General features: G+C 42.4%; 13 protein-coding genes. 11 read left to right on the top strand and 2 right to left on the bottom strand.

The genetic code is table 11. The features are described from left to right. Window positions 1-334: Uma2 family endonuclease (locus IM500_RS21715; RefSeq protein ID WP_287739519.1), on the bottom strand; the 334-nt coding region annotated here is incomplete at its 3' end. Between the two features lie 144 nt (window positions 335-478). Beyond that, window positions 479-1,798, bottom strand: coding sequence for an aminopeptidase P N-terminal domain-containing protein (locus tag IM500_RS21710; protein WP_190723220.1), 1,320 nt, complete (start codon window positions 1,796-1,798; stop codon window positions 479-481). A gap of 61 nt (window positions 1,799-1,859) precedes the next feature. Between IM500_RS21710 and IM500_RS21705 the strand changes: the two genes are divergently transcribed. From IM500_RS21705 to IM500_RS21655, 11 genes are all read left to right on the top strand, one after another. After that, complete coding sequence (locus tag IM500_RS21705; protein ID WP_190723219.1) at window positions 1,860-2,333, top strand: hypothetical protein; 474 nt, start codon at window positions 1,860-1,862, stop codon at window positions 2,331-2,333. Window positions 2,334-2,551: 218 nt separating this feature from the next. After that, window positions 2,552-3,496, top strand: coding sequence for a PhzF family phenazine biosynthesis protein (locus IM500_RS21700; RefSeq protein ID WP_287739520.1), 945 nt, complete (start codon window positions 2,552-2,554; stop codon window positions 3,494-3,496). A 230-nt stretch (window positions 3,497-3,726) separates the two neighbouring features. Then, entirely contained in the window at window positions 3,727-6,789 is a 3,063-nt protein-coding gene (locus tag IM500_RS21695) for an FkbM family methyltransferase (RefSeq protein ID WP_287739518.1), read from the top strand. 24 nt (window positions 6,790-6,813) lie between these two features. After that, on the top strand, window positions 6,814-8,160 hold the full coding sequence (locus IM500_RS21690) for an FkbM family methyltransferase (protein ID WP_287739517.1): 1,347 nt from the start codon (window positions 6,814-6,816) through the stop codon (window positions 8,158-8,160). A gap of 72 nt (window positions 8,161-8,232) precedes the next feature. Then, entirely contained in the window at window positions 8,233-8,985 is a 753-nt protein-coding gene (locus IM500_RS21685) for a class I SAM-dependent methyltransferase (RefSeq protein WP_287739516.1), read from the top strand. Between the two features lie 516 nt (window positions 8,986-9,501). Further along, window positions 9,502-10,131: an FkbM family methyltransferase gene (locus IM500_RS21680; RefSeq protein ID WP_287739515.1), complete on the top strand. Its 630-nt coding sequence runs from the start codon at window positions 9,502-9,504 to the stop codon at window positions 10,129-10,131. Next, a complete protein-coding gene (locus IM500_RS21675) occupies window positions 10,106-10,888 on the top strand; it encodes a class I SAM-dependent methyltransferase (RefSeq protein WP_287739514.1) in 783 nt (260 codons plus the stop codon). The genes IM500_RS21680 and IM500_RS21675 overlap by 26 nt, the downstream gene beginning before the upstream one ends. 232 nt (window positions 10,889-11,120) lie before the next feature. Next, window positions 11,121-11,870: an FkbM family methyltransferase gene (locus IM500_RS21670; protein ID WP_287739513.1), complete on the top strand. Its 750-nt coding sequence runs from the start codon at window positions 11,121-11,123 to the stop codon at window positions 11,868-11,870. 187 nt (window positions 11,871-12,057) lie between these two features. Continuing rightward, window positions 12,058-12,303: a hypothetical protein gene (locus IM500_RS21665; RefSeq protein WP_287739512.1), complete on the top strand. Its 246-nt coding sequence runs from the start codon at window positions 12,058-12,060 to the stop codon at window positions 12,301-12,303. A 17-nt stretch (window positions 12,304-12,320) separates the two neighbouring features. Next, window positions 12,321-13,049, top strand: a complete 729-nt coding sequence (locus tag IM500_RS21660) for an FkbM family methyltransferase (RefSeq protein WP_287739511.1) — start codon at window positions 12,321-12,323, stop codon at window positions 13,047-13,049. A 582-nt stretch (window positions 13,050-13,631) separates the two neighbouring features. Beyond that, window positions 13,632-15,773, top strand: coding sequence for a calcium-binding protein (locus IM500_RS21655; protein ID WP_287739510.1), 2,142 nt, complete (start codon window positions 13,632-13,634; stop codon window positions 15,771-15,773). The last annotated feature ends 352 nt before the right edge of the window (window positions 15,774-16,125 follow it).

Raw genomic sequence — 16,125 nt, 5'->3', positions numbered from 1 at the left:
CAACTAACAGGGGAGGAAATTCAATCACTGCTGTGGTCATATTTCTAATCTCTTGACATTGTTGGGCAGTTAAAATCATTAAGTCTGGAATTCTCGATTTAGCTTTATCGGTGCGAATTCCCACCGTAGCGGGCATAACTTGCCAGTCTAATTGTAGCCTCTCTATTTCCCTTTCTAACACCTTAAATATATATCTAAGTATCAAAGCATGAAAGCCACTAGCGGGAGGCATGGAAATTAATTCTCCGTTAAATAATTCGTACTTATTATCCGTGCAGTCTCGATAATTTAAATATTCCGCAAAGGTATATAATTTTTCTTTGGTGACAACCATAATAATCTCTAGAAAAAACTTAATTGAATCTCCTTAAGGGGGGTAGGGTTGATTCATGAATCAACCCTACCATGAATCAACCCTACTATGAATCAACCCTAGGGTTAGGGGGAATCTGACAATTTTTAACACCTAGCTTTTTACTTAAGATTCGATATCCTCAACTTTTTTGGGAACCGTTGCAGTTAAAACCTCATTTCCTGTGGCAGTAACTAACACATCATCTTCGATACGGATACCGATACCCCGCCATTTTTCTGGCACTTCCGGCTGTCCTTCAGCAGGTTTAATATCGGGGGAGATATAAATCCCCGGTTCCACGGTTAAAACATGACCGGGCTGCAAAGTTTGCCAAGTTTCTTCGTTAACTTTATAACCTCCTGCATCATGGACATCTAATCCTAACCAATGGCCAGTTCTGTGCATATAAAAAGGCTTATATTTTTCCTCTTTAATTATCTCATCAATGTCGCCGACCAATAGCCCTAAATCCACTAATCCCTCCACAATTGTTCTGACGGCTGTGTCATGAAAAAGATTATAAGGATTACCAGTTTTTACCACTTCAATCGCCTTTAATTGAGCTTCCAGAACAATTTCATAGATAATTTTTTGTTCGGGGGTAAATTTACCATTAACGGGAAAAGTGCGGGTAATATCACCGTTATAGTAATTGTAGGCACAACCGGCATCAATTAACAAAAGCTCATTTTCTTGTACTTGGCGATCATTGTTGATATAGTGCAGAATACAGGCATTAGCACCACTAGCGACAATAGAAGGATAAGCAGGACCCATACCCCCTTCTAGGCGAAAAGTATGCTCAATTTCCGCTTGAATTTGATACTCATAGTGACCAACTTTAGTGAATTCTCTGGCCCGATTATGTGCCTGGGCCGAAATAGCGGTTGCTTGGCGAATATTGTCCAATTCGGCCGCAGTTTTCAGTAAGCGCAAAGGATGGAGAATAAAATTAGTATCCTCTAAAGCAGTCGGTCCGGTGCCGCGACGGGGAAAAGTGGCGATTAATTTTTGCCAGTGATTAAGAACGTTTGTATTAAAAGTTTTGTCCCGTCCGAGATGATAATAAATTCGTTCGGCTTTTTCGAGATATTGGGGTAATTTTTCCTCCAATTCTTGGATAGAATAGGCCTCATCAGCACCAAAAATCTCCTTTGCTCCTTCCACACCGTGGAGATAGCCGGTCCAAGTTTCTTTTTCTGGGTCTTTTGGCTGCACGAACAGGATAAACTGATGTTCGGGGTGATGGGGTGCTAAAATCGCCACCGCATCGGGTTCATTAAATCCTGTCAGGTAAAAAAAGTCACTATCCTGACGATAGGTGTATTCTACGTCATTGTGCATGACCGCCATGGGCGCACTGCGAAAAATTGCGGTTCCATGGCCGATTTTTTCCATTACCTGCTGACGACGCTGCTGAAACTCTCTGCGATCGATGCCCATAGATATTCCTAAAAATGTCACAATAAGTCTTAGAGTCTATTATCGCTAATCTTTTTAGTTTATGACCCCTGAAGAACCAGATTTTTCCCAAGATATCATCGAAAGGCGCTCGTTTACCCTAGCAGATTTTATCGCTCAAGAGGGGGCGGATTTCCTCAAAGGGGAATCTCCCGTCCCCAAATTGGTGCAAGTTACCACAGAGATTAAACAATTTATTGCCGCTAATTTAGGTGATTCTTCGGGAGCTTTGCAGATAATTTTACAGCTTATCGTTGATGAAGAATTAACAAAAGTCAGTCAAAATTTAGATAATCCCGTTCAAGCTTTACAGTTAATTCTAGAAGAAATTTTAGACAATCAAGAATTACTCTATGAGTTAGTACACCGAGTCGATGTGAAATGGGGACAATTATACGGGGAACGTCCCTATTTTCAAAAACCCAATCAGAAACCTCACCCTGAAGACGAATACACTCACAATTCCGTTAGAGATAAGTTAGTCAGTTTATTAGCCAGATTAGAACCGAATAAGTAGTAGAGCCTGTAGCAGCTATGAGGAGACTCCGAGACGATGCCCTATCAAGACATACCTTATCTTTAGGAAAAATTCTGTATTTTAATTATTTCTTAATAAATAGAGAATAACAGGACTGACACGGAGCATTTATCCCTAGACAGACCACCGGGACGGTCAGGGGTGAAAATAGGTGTAAGATGAAAAAATTCTCCGATAACTGTTGCTCTATCCCCCGCGTGCCTACCTATTCCTACTATACCGCCGATGTTTTTAGCGATCGCATTTTTGGCGGTAATCCCCTGGCGGTTTTTCCGGAAGCGTCTGGATTAACCCGCACCCAGATGCAAAAAATCGCCGCCGAATTTAACTTCTCGGAGACAGTCTTCGTTTTTCCGCCAGAAACGCCCCAAGGCACTAAAAAAGTCCGGATCTTCACCCCCAGTACCGAATTACCCTTTGCTGGTCATCCTACCGTCGGCACAGCCTATATTTTAGCCCTAATCGGTGCTATTCCCCCCCACCAAGAAACCACGATTTATCTGGAGGAAGGAGTCGGTTTAGTACCGGTAAAAATTAGCATGGAGGGGGAAAAACCGGTCTATAGTGAGTTAAAAGTGGCACAATTGCCAGAATTAGTGACGGATACTTATGCTCTCGATGATTTAGCGGCGATTCTTTCCCTCAGCGTTGCCGATTTCTTACCCGGTTATCCCCCCCGCGCCTTTTCCTGTGGCCTTGCTTTTTTATTCATCCCCGTCAAAAATCGAGATATTTTAGCAAAAATCAGAGTTAATTTAGGTCTTTGGTCATCATTATTGGGACAATCCCCCGCTAATTCCCTTTTTGTCTGCTGTTTTGACCCAGAATCACCCCAATCTCGTATTTATGGCCGAATGTTTGCCCCCGGTTTGGGAGTTATGGAAGATCCCGCCACCGGTTCGGCTGTGGCCGCTTTAGCGGGCTACCTAGGGGGGTTAGAATCTTCTAGGGAAGGGATGAATCAATGGACGATAATCCAAGGAGTGGAAATGGGCAGACCCAGCAACATACAATTAAAGTTTCAGAAAAACAACCGTGAAATTACGGAAGTTTCTGTGGGTGGTGCATCAGTTCTAGTCTGCCAAGGCAAGATGATAATTCCCGATGGGGAAACAAAAAGCGATATAAAAAGGTCATTGTGAGAGCGGTCGCCGAAGTTAGTAAAAAGGAAATGAACAATCTTAAAACATTAAGACCTGCAAGGATCAATCTCCGTTTTGTGGGATGGATAAGAATAAATTTGACAGGGTATATCGAAAAATATAAAATTTCTAGAGGGATAAGCAAGAACGAGTTTATACCTTGTTTTTCTGAGAAAACCTGTCAGAGTCAATGGAATGTCTATAGTTAAAGTCTATTATAATTAATCATTATGCTCACCTCTTATCAGGAACTACAAAAAGAACTTAGTTTGTCGTTACAAGACTTAAATAGTTTTGCCGAAAAATTCCAGGAAAGTTATGATATTATAGTATCTTCAAACGAAATCAATAAGAATCACGGTGTCGGGGTTCTTTTAAAGAGAATTTTCCCTGATACCAGTGGGATAGTCTCCTTACGAACCACTAATCTCTACGGTGGGGAGCAGGATTTTGGCGTTCAGAATTTTTGCCTAGATGTGCGCGGTTGTTCCTACGGAGAAATTTTAGTAAAAATCCAAAATTTATTTGTTTATTTAAAACCGAAAAGAGTCTTAGTAATTCCCTACTTTATCGAAGATTTTTATGTAGCCACAGCGATTAAATCTCTCTTTCAAGTCCCCATTTGTACCTACCTGATGGATGATCAAAACATCTATGTCAGGGCTGTGTCCGATGGTATTGTTAAGCAATTAATCGATAATAGCGATCTAGTTTTAGGCATTTCTAAGCCCCTTTGTCAAGCCTATAGTAAAAAATACGAAAGAAAAATTTGGTTTGTACCGCCCCTAGTAGAAAGTTATTTAATGCCACCAGAAATTACCGTCCCCGATTCTATGGCAAGAGGGATTTTGATCGGTAATATCTGGTCTCAGACTTGGCTAGAAAATCTCAGGCAATTATGTCGAGAATCCCAGATCAAATTAGATTGGTATGGCAATCCTAACCGTCAATGGTTGCAATTCCAAGAAGTAGAGTTAGAACAAGATGGTATCTTCTTTAAAGGTTACTGCAGCCAAGATGCTCTCATCTACTACTTACGTCAAGCACCTTTTGCAATCGTTCCCACCGCCAGTTCTGAAAACGAGCAAGAGCGTCCCGAATTCGCCTGTTTGAGTTTGCCTTCCCGCATTCCCTTTATTACCGCCGTTGCTAATACTCCGATCATTATTGTTGGTCGTGAAGATAGTGCCGCCGCTCAGTTCGTCAAAGAATTCGAATTAGGAACTGTCTGTGATTATAAAGCTCAAAGCCTATTAACAGAAATAGAGAAACTGCGAAGAGAAAGCAATCAGCTGCGGCTCCGTTATTCCAGTCAAAAATTAGCCAAAAGCTTAAAAGCCGATCATTTTGATGATTGGCTCTGGAGATCGTTAGAACAGGGAAAACCCATCGATAATCGCTTTGAACAATTCGAGAAAAATAGCCTTAAGTGCAGTGTGATCGTTACCGCTAGTGAAGTCAATCAAAGTCACGGGACAGGAGCCTTAGTCAGAAGAATCTTTCCCGATGATAGCGAGATTATTTCTATCCGTTCCGATAATCACTATGGTGGTGAACAACAATTCGGGGTCTTAAGCTTCCACCTTGACCATAAGAAAATGTCGCGACCGGCGATATTTCAATCAATTCTACAAACTCTCGGACACCATCAAGTCCAAAAAGTTTTTTGTGTACCTTATTACGCCAGCGATATTCTGACAGCGATCGCTATTAAGGAATTATTTAACGTTCCCCTTGCCACCTACATCATGGACGATCAGAATATCTGCGTTCAAGAGATTCCCGATGCTTTGATGGGGGAGTTTTTAAGCAAATGTTCCGTTCGTTTTGCCACCCATCCCGAACTCCGCAACGCTTACGAGAATAAGTACGGCTACAAATTTTGGCTCCTACCGGCGATCGTTCCCCACCGTCTTATTAATACTGAAGTTGCCGAAGTTTCTCCCCAACGCTGTCAAGAAAAATGGGGAGCTTTGTTAGGGAGCATTTGGAGTCGCCAATGGTTCCAATCTCTTTTAGAGAGTATTCAAGGGTCAGGGATTAAACTAGATTGGTATGGCAATTCTAACTATTATTGGCTCAAAGAATCTGCCGCAGAATTAGAAAAATGGGGACTTTATAGCCAAGGACTTTATCCCGAAGAACAACTAGGACAACAACTACAAGCGTATCCCTTTGTTATTGTTCCCACGGGAACCATGGACGAAAGAGATGATCGGACAGAATTGTCTCGCCTTAGTTTACCCGGCCGGATTATTTTTAACCTCGCCACCGCTAACACCCCAGTAATTCTTTTAGGCAGTAATAAAACCTCGGCGGCTAACTTTATTAATCGCTTTCAAATCGGGGTGGTTTGTGATTATACACCCGAAAGTTTGGCAGCATCCGTGGACTACGTTCTTAACCCCGAAAATCAGCAAAGAATGCGAGAAAATGCCGTTAAAGTAGCGGCAAAATTCTCCGATCAAGATATTGACGATTGGGTTTGGCAGTCCCTAGAAAAAGAACAGGCGGCCGATGACAGATTTGAAGCGATTTTACCTCGATCGCCGATCGATGCCGTGCCTTTTATTGAGCCACCTGTCCCCAAAAAGATTTATAAAGACTATGTGCCAGTTTATCAAGTGATGCGACGTTTACGAGGGCAAAAATATCAGCCTGATTTTGTGGTTGATGTGGGAGCTTCCCACGGCATCTGGTCTTTTACCGTTAGTCAATTATTCCCAGAAGCTCGTTATCTTCTCATCGATCCCTTGACTTCCCAATATGAGCAGTTCGCTAGAGATTATTTTATCGGCAATATTCCCATGGCAGAATTGTTGGAAGTGGCGGTTTCCAATGAAGAAGGACGTTTAAATTTGCAAGTTTCTGCCGATTTTTACTGTAGTTCCCTGCTTAATCCCGCCGATTTGAGAGACTATCAGCCGTTGGAAGTGGTTGTCACTACTATTGATCGGATCGCCGTAGAGCGGCAGATTTCCGGGCGTGGCATTCTCAAAATAGATGTTCAATACGCCGAACATCTTGTCTTAGAAGGGTCCAAAGAATTTATCGCTCAGGTGGATTTGATTATCGCCGAACTATCCGTGATCCGATACGATGAGAAATCTCTAGTTATTAGTGAAATGATTCATTGGTTAGACCAGTTGGGATTTCGCTATTATGACGAAACGGGAGAATGGCGCTCACCAATAGATGGAACCCTCTTGCAAAAGGAAATCGTCTTTATACGTCAGGATCTATTAGTTCCCGAAACTAACCGAGAAATTAATCAATTTCCCTCTAAACCTTAATCTTCTATACCTAAAATATACCCCATGATTAAACAATTATTAGCCAAAAATAAAATAGTTCAGCGAGTTAAAGCGATCAAAGATTTATTTTTAGAAAAACTTGATTTACTCAGTCATGTCCAACTTGAACAAGTCCAAAAACTGGAGAAACTTAATCAGCTTGATCCCTTAGATTTTAAGGTTGAGCAACTCAATAACTCCACGGAGCAAATCCGACAAGAAAATGCAGAAACCAAGCGAAAGGCTGATTTATCACTGGAAAATCAAGCTTTTTTGCTGAAGTTTTCCGTAGATATAATTAAAAATATGCAAGTATTGACGGAAAAACTCCAGACAAATCACAGCGAATCTCAAAAACAGCACCAATTAACTCTCGATACTTTCCAAAAAATAGCCAGCGGTGTGCGACAAGACTCCCAAAAACATAGTGATTTAATTCTCGATTCTTTCCAGAGAATTTATGAAGCTTACCAACAGCAAAGCGATGCTATTTTTGGAACCATACATAAAATACAAGAAAATCTCCATCAAATCAGCGAAGAGAACCGCCAAATCTTTGAAGATATTCACTCTCAAAAATATAAAGTCATTACCGATCAACAATATTTTCAAGATCTAGACATCGAATTAATGACTTATTTATATTCCTATCTTCCCCATCGTCTTGCAGTAGATATTGGTGCTAATCGGGGCGATGTTTCTAGTCGTCTCCTACAAGTTGGTTATCAAGTTTATGCCTTTGAACCTTTTCCTGCTGTAATCGATAAGCTCAAAAATCGCCTCGGTGATCATCCTAACTTTCGGCTTTTTCCCTTTGCTCTCGGTTCCGAAAATCAAACCCAAGAACTCCATATAGCCACCGATGAAACCCCAGACAACACCTATCAAGATGCCAGCTTTTATAACAGCTTAACTAAGCATTCTCTCTCGGAAGGTTTAGTATTTACCGATACTATTCCCGTTACTGTTAAAACCCTAGCTAGTCTCCACGATGGTGAGGAATTACCTAAAGATATTGGTTTAGTTAAAATTGACACAGAAGGCTTTGATTTAGAAGTAATCAAAGGTATGGGTAACTATCGTTATCCCGTGGTAGTTGCGGAATTTTGGGATCAAAATTTCCCCTTTGGTCGTTCGGGAGCAATGAATCAACTACCAGATTTAGTCAAGGCCATGAAAGAAAGAGATTATCATTGGCATCTAGTTATCTATCGTATTTGGGGCAGTTCCGACGTTAGTTATTACTGTAATTCTGCCTATTCCCTCGACAATTCTTGGGGCAATGTTTTCTTTTTCCAAGATTATCAGGTCTTCCATCAAGCCCTACTTTGGTCTGCTTCCGTTATGCCAGCTACCTACTTTTCTGCTTAATTGTAATTGCTAGGATTTTAGGTAAAATCTGCTAACAAATTAGAGTGTCAAACAGCAATAAAGAGTAAAACTATGGCAAGTAAATTTCAAGAATATGTCGGTCAATCAGTTTCAGTTGAGGGATTTTTTCTAGAGCAAGCCGCCATAACCTGGGATTGCTTACTAAATTATCAAACCAGCCATAATATCAAAGGTAATTTTTTAGAAATAGGAGTGTGGAAAGGAAAATCAGCTATTTTATCTTGTCTTCATGCCAAGCCAGAAGAAACCTGTCTATTAGTTGACTTGATTATGTTTGACGAAGCCCAAGAGCTTCTCAAGACTTTACACTCTAACAGTAATTTTTATCGATGTAAATCTCAAAATTTTTGGCAAAATGAAGCTAATCTTCACCAGTTTTTTTCAAGCTGTAGATGGCTCCACATAGATGGTGCCCATTCCGGTTCTGCTTGTTTTAATGATTTACAGATTGCTAATCAGCTTTTGAGTGAGGAGGGAATAATTTGTATTGATGACTTTTTTAACCCCAGTTATCCCCAGGTGACAGCCGCAGTTTTTAACTTTCTCGCTCAATTTCCTTTTTCCCTTAAACTTTTCCTGTGTGGTTTTAATAAAGGTTATTTAGCTCGCCCCTACTACTGCGACAACTATCTTCGTTATTTACTGGAGAATTTTCATAGTGATTTATCGATGATAAACTATTCAGGAAAAATCACTCTCTACAAAACCTCTATGCCAGGGGATTTTAACTGCTTTGGTATGCGTGAATATCAAGGCAAAAAAATTGTGGGACTAGATGAAGATGACAGCAAAATCTTCATCTAGAGTTAGACTCTATAGATTAATTACTCAAAAAAAATTACTGGTTAGCGACGGAACGGAATTGGGCGGGGATTATGAGGGGGGCATCTCGTATTTATGACTTTCTCTCACTTATAGTAGGCAGTAGAAGTTATTTAAAGAGGGCGAAGGCAATTCGTCCCTACAATAATATTATGGCGCCCATGGCAGGGGCGCACCGCAGTCCGTGAGTTGATCGAACTGCGCCCGCCCAAAATGTCCTATAGATAGGGTTTGCTGAATAATGGTAAAACCCTTTTAAAATAAGGCTTTTGACCTGTTAAAATCCGATGTTCATGCTGCGAAAATCGGATTGGAACCATCAAAAACCTTGCATTATCCTCATTGTAGTACATAAGCTAGTACAAAAAAAGAGAGGGCAACAAAGCCTGAAACTCCCGACGACCGGCTACTGACGACCGACTCGGAGACTCCTAACCCCACCAACAAACTTTTTCAGCAAACCCTAGATATTTCTACAAAATTGAGATGCACCCGATTATGACTCACAACAATAATAGACTTAAAGAAAATTACCAAAAAATGCTTGATGACTTAGATCCTCAAGTCCTCCAATTGGATCGACAGGTATTTAAACGACTACAAAACCTAGGTTACAGCCCGAGGGTGATCTTTGATGTGGGTGCTTCTAATAGTGGCTGGTCCTATTATATCAAACAAGTGCTGCAGGAAGCTGAATTTTATCTCTTTGAACCTCTCATCGACTACAGCAACGACTATCGAGAATTAATCTCAGAAATCCTGCGAGTCTATCCCTCCTTTCATCGGTATAAATACGCCCTAGGTGAAACCTGCGGCGAGGTGACGATGAATGTTTCCACGGACGTGGTGAGCAGTAGCCTCTTGCAGACTGGTGATGATAGTCAGCCCACCACCCCCATCTCGGTGCAAATGTTAACAATTGATGAGGCAATTGTCCGACTTGGTTTACCCCATCCCCAAGTGATCAAAATTGATACCCAAGGCTCGGAGTTGTCTATACTTAAAGGAGCCGTCAAAACCCTACCTAAAGTCGATGTTCTCTTTCTCGAATGCTGGCTCTATCGGGGCTATGGCAAAAAAACTCCCCATATTGAAAAAGTTTATGGATTATCTCAACTATTTTGCTAAGGATTGCCTAAGATATATACCCAGTCACAGGCTAACGGACAAAAAAGTTTTAGTGGTGGGTTGTAACGATGGCAGGGATTGCCGCTTTTTTATAGAAGCGGCCGTCGTTCACGGTCTTGATGTTCGCGAAGATATCGGCCAAGGCTTAACTCATGAAAAAGTTTCCTACTTTCAAGAATCAGCCGAATCGACGACAAGACCCGATAACTACTACGATCTAGCTTTTTCCGCCGCTACTATGGAACATATTCCCAATATTGAAGCGGCTTTTTCGGAAATATGGCGAGTGACAAAACCGGGAGGATTAATTTACTGTGTGGCTGCGCCTCTGTGGAATTCCTACGAAGGTCATCATCAATACGGTTTATTTGCCGATTATCCTTGGATTCATTTAAGACTATCAAAAGATGACATATTTCTCTATCTCCAAAAACATAAACAATTAGAAGATTTAAAACCTCTGGTAGCTATACTAGAGCAAGAAGGATTGTTATCAACTTCTTTAGAATCAGAAAATCAGGACATTTACGCTAAGAATATAGCAGATTTTATGTTCTCTGACTACTTTAATTTTCTGCCTTCAAATCGGTATATCGAAGCGGCTCTTTCCCTTGATGTTTCCTATATTATTCGCAATGATATTTGGCAAGATGGAGAACAATATCTCACCGATGCTATTCTGACAGAATTAAACAGTAAAGGCTATAGTAGAGATGAAGTTCTATCTGTATCTCATACTTATATAGCCATTAAATAGAACTGAAAAAAACGGTTCTTCGTTACTTGATATGGTTCGATAGGGGGGCATAAATCGACTAAGTTTTTATCTGGCAAGAGATTTAATTGATTAGTTCGCTCTAGATCAAAAACAATTGACAAAAATCGCCAAAAGTCTTTCTCTATAAGAGTTTCACTCCTTATAATCCTGTACGTTGCATAAGACAAACCGAAGACCCAAAAAAACTCATAAAATTTCTCCATTAGCTGGTATGAATGATAACCCAAGCCAAATTAACCAAAATTATCAAGAAGTATTAGAAAAGTTGAGTGACGAGCGAGTCCTCAAAGAGATTCGTCAGCTTTTTCAACGATTGTCCAATCTCGGTTATCATCCCCAAGTTATCTTTGATATTGGTGCTTCTAATAGTGGGTGGTCTTGTTATATTAAAAAAGTCCTTCCACTGGCTGAATTTTACTTATTTGAACCTCTGATTGATTACTGCTCTGAATATCGAGAATTTATCGAAAAAACCTTGGTAATGTATCCTTCTTTTCATTTGCATAAAATTGCCCTTGGTGAAAAAAGTGGTGATACAACTATCAATGTCTTTGCCGATAGCGTCGTCAGTAGCACTGCCTTAGATATGACCAGCACGGGAATCAAAACTATACCAGTTCCCGTGCCAATGTTTACCCTAGATGAAGCGATAACTTCCTTAAATTTGCCCATACCCCAGGTAATCAAAATTGACACCCAAGGCAGTGAGCTATCGATCCTGAAGGGAGCGCAAAAAACCCTCGCCAATGTTGATATTTTAATCTTAGAATGTTGGCTGTATCGGGGCTACGGACCAAATACACCTCTGTTAACGGAAATTGCTGATTGGCTACTACCCTTTAATTTTCGACTTTGGGATGTGGTCGAACCCTACCGTAACGAACAGGGTGTTTTAGCCACTCTAGACTGTGTTTTTGTTAACACAAAATCTGGAATAACTCCCGACTGGCACTATGCTTAACTATACTCAAGGATAATTATGGAAGCTACCAATTATAAATCCGTGGGGGAAACCTATAAAACCAAAGCCAGATTGGCCCAATTAGCTCTGGACGTAGTTTCAAAGACTGAAAAACTTGGGCTACCAACCGCAAGTTATCTTTGATATTGGTGCTTCTAATGGCTCTTAGTCAAAGGACAGACGTGAAGTGCTTCCCACGGCGGAATTTCATCTATTTGAACCCTTAATCGACCATGATACCGCCTATCGAGCGATTATCCCCAAAAATCTTCGTTTATACCCTGCTTTCGGCGAAAAAAGTGGCCAAGTCACCATGAATATCTTCCCCAATCTGGTGGCCAGTAGTGCTTTAGATTTAAGTGACCCCGACGCTACCCTTACCACCCTAGACTGTGTTCTTGTCAACACTCGTTTAGAACTAACCCCTAACTGATACTATCAGAGCCACCCATGACGAATTCTGCCTACAAGTCCGTTGCCGATACCTATAAAACGAGGGAAAAGTTTGCTCAGTTAGATTTAGAAATTTTCCAACGTTTGCAAGCTAAAGGGTTATCCCCCCAGGTTATTTATGATGTAGGGGCTTCGGATGGTTCCTGGTCTAGGGATATTGTTGAGGTGTTTCCCCAGTCTCAGTTTTATCTATTTGAGCCGTTAGTGAATCACGCACCGGCTTATCAACAGTTTATGACCGAAAGTTTAAAGCTTCATGACAATTTTCACCTCTATGGGGTGGCATTAGGAGAACGGGAGGGAACTGTCACCCTTAATGTTTTTCCTAATCTGGTGGCCAGCACCGCTCTCCCGATGGAGGGGTCAGGTTTAGCACTATCGCCCGTGACGGTTCCAGTCCTCACCTTAGATGGCTTAGTGAAGCGGGGAGAGTTACCAATTCCCCAAATCATCAAGATAGATACCCAGGGATACGAGTGGTCTATTCTCAAGGGAGCAGTCCAGATCCTCCCCCAGGTTTCAGTCTTATTGTTAGAGTGTTGGTTATACCGAGGCTATGGTCCCCAGACACCTCTGTTAACAGAATTGGCCAGTTGGCTACTAGGCTTAGGTTTTCATCTTTGGGACCTAGGGGATGAGTACCGAGACGAGGGAGGGGGGCTGGCGACAGTGGACTGTCTCTTTCTCAATGGGGCCTCAGATATCTGTCCCGCCTGGCACTATTAGTTAGGGTTTGCTGAATAAAGCTAAAAACCTTGTTGGGTAAGACTTTTAGTCTTTTTGTCAATCAAAAAGTACTGGATATTGGAGTGATCGGGGGGAAATTTAGGCACTTTTTCCCTGACAATTAGGTAATTGGCCACCTCAAAACTGATAAAACCCCACACCCCACACCCCACACCCCACACCCTGCCCCCAGAAAAAACTTTTTCAGCAAACCCTAGTTATTAGTCTCTTTCGTGCAAACAAATCGAATAGGGTTAAAGCAAATCGTCACATAATGTTAAATTTGACCGCCTATCTCTCAAATCTGGAATTCCGTGCGCTATGTTAGTAGTAGTTTTTCTGTGAGTTAGCAAGCATTTCTAGCACTGGTATCTTCGGTAACACGAAAAAAAGTGGATTTAACTTTAGCTCCCATTGCTATAGCTCTGCTTGACAAAATGATCATGCCTCTCCTATGATTAGTTGTGATACTTCAGAGATGTTTTTAGCTTCTTTGATTTTTGACCTCGTTTCCTAGTGTGAGGAGTTTTAGGTAACAAAATTATGGCTATTCCCCAATCTTCAATTATTGCTCTGTCCTTGATGTACACCAAGCTGCCCCCGTCAGCTTCTGACCTTACCTATTGGGCGAGTCCCGCAGGTCAGGCAGTTTCTTGGGAGCAAGCGGTGCAGGCATTTTCTACCTCTGATGCAGCCAAGACAGCCTATCCGATGTTAGCATCCCCTACGGTGCTGTCTCAGAATGAGGCCGCTCGTCGTGCTTATGTCATCCAAGCTTTCCAAAATCTCTACGGGATTGCTGAGGCTGACATTCCGGCGGCAGAATTAACCTACTGGGCTAATACCTTTCTTGTGTCCTCGTCCCAGGCAATTTTGGATTTTCCGGTCGTTTTAAATCAGTATTCCCCCGCCGCACGCCAACAGGCTTTGACGAACCGCGCTCAGGTAGCAGAAAACTTTGCGGTTGCCATGGCGGCTGCTGGCTCGTCCACCTTTACCTCAGCCCAGTATAGTGGTGGCTGGGCCATTGTGAATACGGTCACTGCCAGTGCCGCTAGCGTAACGACGGCTAACGAACAAATTGCTCAATTTGTCGCTGGTGGCGGCGGTACGGGAACGACCTTTACCCTGTTAGAAAATGGGGCAGTTCTCACCGCTTCGGCGAACAACAAAGTTTCCCCGGCAGGTAACTTGACTGCCTCCAATAACACGGTTCAGGCTTTAACTTTCTTGAATGGTAGTTTTGTTCAAGACCCTAGTACAGCTGACTCTGATGTTCTGACAGCACAAATCTTGGGTGTAGTTACCCCAAACATTGCTAACATTGAGACTATTGAGTTCACTGGGTCGAACGCTGCTGTAGCTGATATTGTCAACATCTCTGGAGTCAAGAATTTCGTTATCAAGTCCGGTGACTTGCAGGTTAACACCGCCGAAAAATTCCCCTTGACTCTGGCGGCTGGGTATGCAAGCACATTAACCGTTAAGACTTCGGCAGCCGGAAAAGATTTGACCGTTAACTTGGCGGGTACTGCCTCTGGGACTAAGATTGTAGATGCAAACCCAGTTCCACCCGCCGTTCTACCCGCCAACTTAATCACTGGCAAGCTGACGCTAAATGTCAATGCCGACAGTACGATTAGTGAGCTAACTTACGATGACGATAACGTCGCGCCAATCACATCTAATGTCGTCATTACTGGTTCAAAGAACCTGACCATCAACGGTATCCTTGCTTTAAGCAACAGCGCCCTTCTTGATGGTACGGACTTCAAAGGTAAGCTATCCCTCACAACCAACAATAATGCAGCGAACAATCCAAACATTGCGATTGTCGGTGGTCAAAGTGACGATACCTTTAACTTTACGACTTTCGGGGCAGGTACTCTCACCAATGCGACAACTTTAACTGGAAATGGTGGGGTTGACACAGTAACAGTCAAAGGTACTGCCGCCAACGCCTTTGATAAGGTTACCGACATTGACAAAATTGTGATTGCGGCAGGGGCTAACTCAGCCATCACAGCGAAGGCTTCTCTGATCTCCAGTGTAGGTATCTTAGAAGTAGATGCCTCTGCGTTAGCCGCAGCGAATTTGCTGACCTTTGATGTCGCGGCAGGAGCAACCGGTGGCTCATTAAAAATTACCGGTGGTGCTGGTAATGACGTTTTAACGGGCGGGGCTGGTAACGACAACTTTACCGGTGGTGCAGGTGCTGATAACTTAACAGGGGGTGCTGGTAACAATACACTAATTGGTGGAGCCGGCGACGATATTTTGGTTGGGGGAGACGGAGACGATCTTCTGCAAGGTGATGCTGGGTCAAACAACCTAACAGGGGGACTCGGTAAGGATCAGTTCGTTCTCAATCAATCTACAGCTGGCAACTTAGCGACAATTACTGGCTTTACAGTGGCTGATGACAAACTGGCTCTCAGTAATGCCGCTTTTGCCGGGGCACCGGCTGTCGGTGCTACGATGGTGATTAGTACTGCAACTGGTCCGGCTAACTTAGCCACTACCCTTGTAATTGATACTGGAGATGCCCTAGCTGCTGTTGATCGTTCTAACATTCGTTTTGGTATTGCGAACGCTGCCGGTGGTGGTTTATTAGCAAATACTCTCTACTACGATGCTGATGGTAACTTTGGCACTGGAGCAATTGCTATTGCAAATATTGGAACCAGTGCGCTAACAAGTACCAACTTCAGCATTATTGCTTAGTCTTACCTTAAACTCATTCATCTGACTTGAATTGGGAAGGGTCTTCTCCTAGGGGGAAGCCCTTTCTTCTCGTTACAAGGTTCTACCCTGGCACGATAAAAGGGAGGGTCTCCCTCCCTTCTCTGCTCCCCTGGTCTAGTCATAGTAGGGTTAATTCATCAATAAACTCTCATAGTAGGGTTAATTCATGAATTAACCCTACCCTTGATAACTATCCATTAGTCACATCTTTCTTAACATAAAATTTGACAAAAAGAGAAAAGTGTGCCAGATGGCTCAAGGGGGTTCTATGGGGGGACTAATTTGATGAGATAGTTTCCAAGTCTGGCTGATATCATGTAGCCTTCGCAGT

The organism is Microcystis sp. M179S2, from assembly GCF_020245805.1.
Taxonomy (GTDB): domain Bacteria; phylum Cyanobacteriota; class Cyanobacteriia; order Cyanobacteriales; family Microcystaceae; genus Microcystis; species Microcystis aeruginosa.
Note: the sequence above shows the minus strand (reverse complement) of the source record. Positions and strands in the feature narration are given on the sequence as shown.

Coding starts and splice junctions, on each gene's coding strand:
- IM500_RS21675 (WP_287739514.1), top strand. CDS start 10,106: ATGGATTATCTCAACTATTTTGCTAAGGATTGCCTAAGATATATACCC.
- IM500_RS21655 (WP_287739510.1), top strand. CDS start 13,632: ATGTACACCAAGCTGCCCCCGTCAGCTTCTGACCTTACCTATTGGGCG.
- IM500_RS21705 (WP_190723219.1), top strand. CDS start 1,860: ATGACCCCTGAAGAACCAGATTTTTCCCAAGATATCATCGAAAGGCGC.
- IM500_RS21685 (WP_287739516.1), top strand. CDS start 8,233: ATGGCAAGTAAATTTCAAGAATATGTCGGTCAATCAGTTTCAGTTGAG.
- IM500_RS21690 (WP_287739517.1), top strand. CDS start 6,814: ATGATTAAACAATTATTAGCCAAAAATAAAATAGTTCAGCGAGTTAAA.
- IM500_RS21695 (WP_287739518.1), top strand. CDS start 3,727: ATGCTCACCTCTTATCAGGAACTACAAAAAGAACTTAGTTTGTCGTTA.
- IM500_RS21710 (WP_190723220.1), bottom strand. CDS start 1,798: ATGGGCATCGATCGCAGAGAGTTTCAGCAGCGTCGTCAGCAGGTAATG.
- IM500_RS21660 (WP_287739511.1), top strand. CDS start 12,321: ATGACGAATTCTGCCTACAAGTCCGTTGCCGATACCTATAAAACGAGG.
- IM500_RS21680 (WP_287739515.1), top strand. CDS start 9,502: ATGACTCACAACAATAATAGACTTAAAGAAAATTACCAAAAAATGCTT.
- IM500_RS21670 (WP_287739513.1), top strand. CDS start 11,121: ATGAATGATAACCCAAGCCAAATTAACCAAAATTATCAAGAAGTATTA.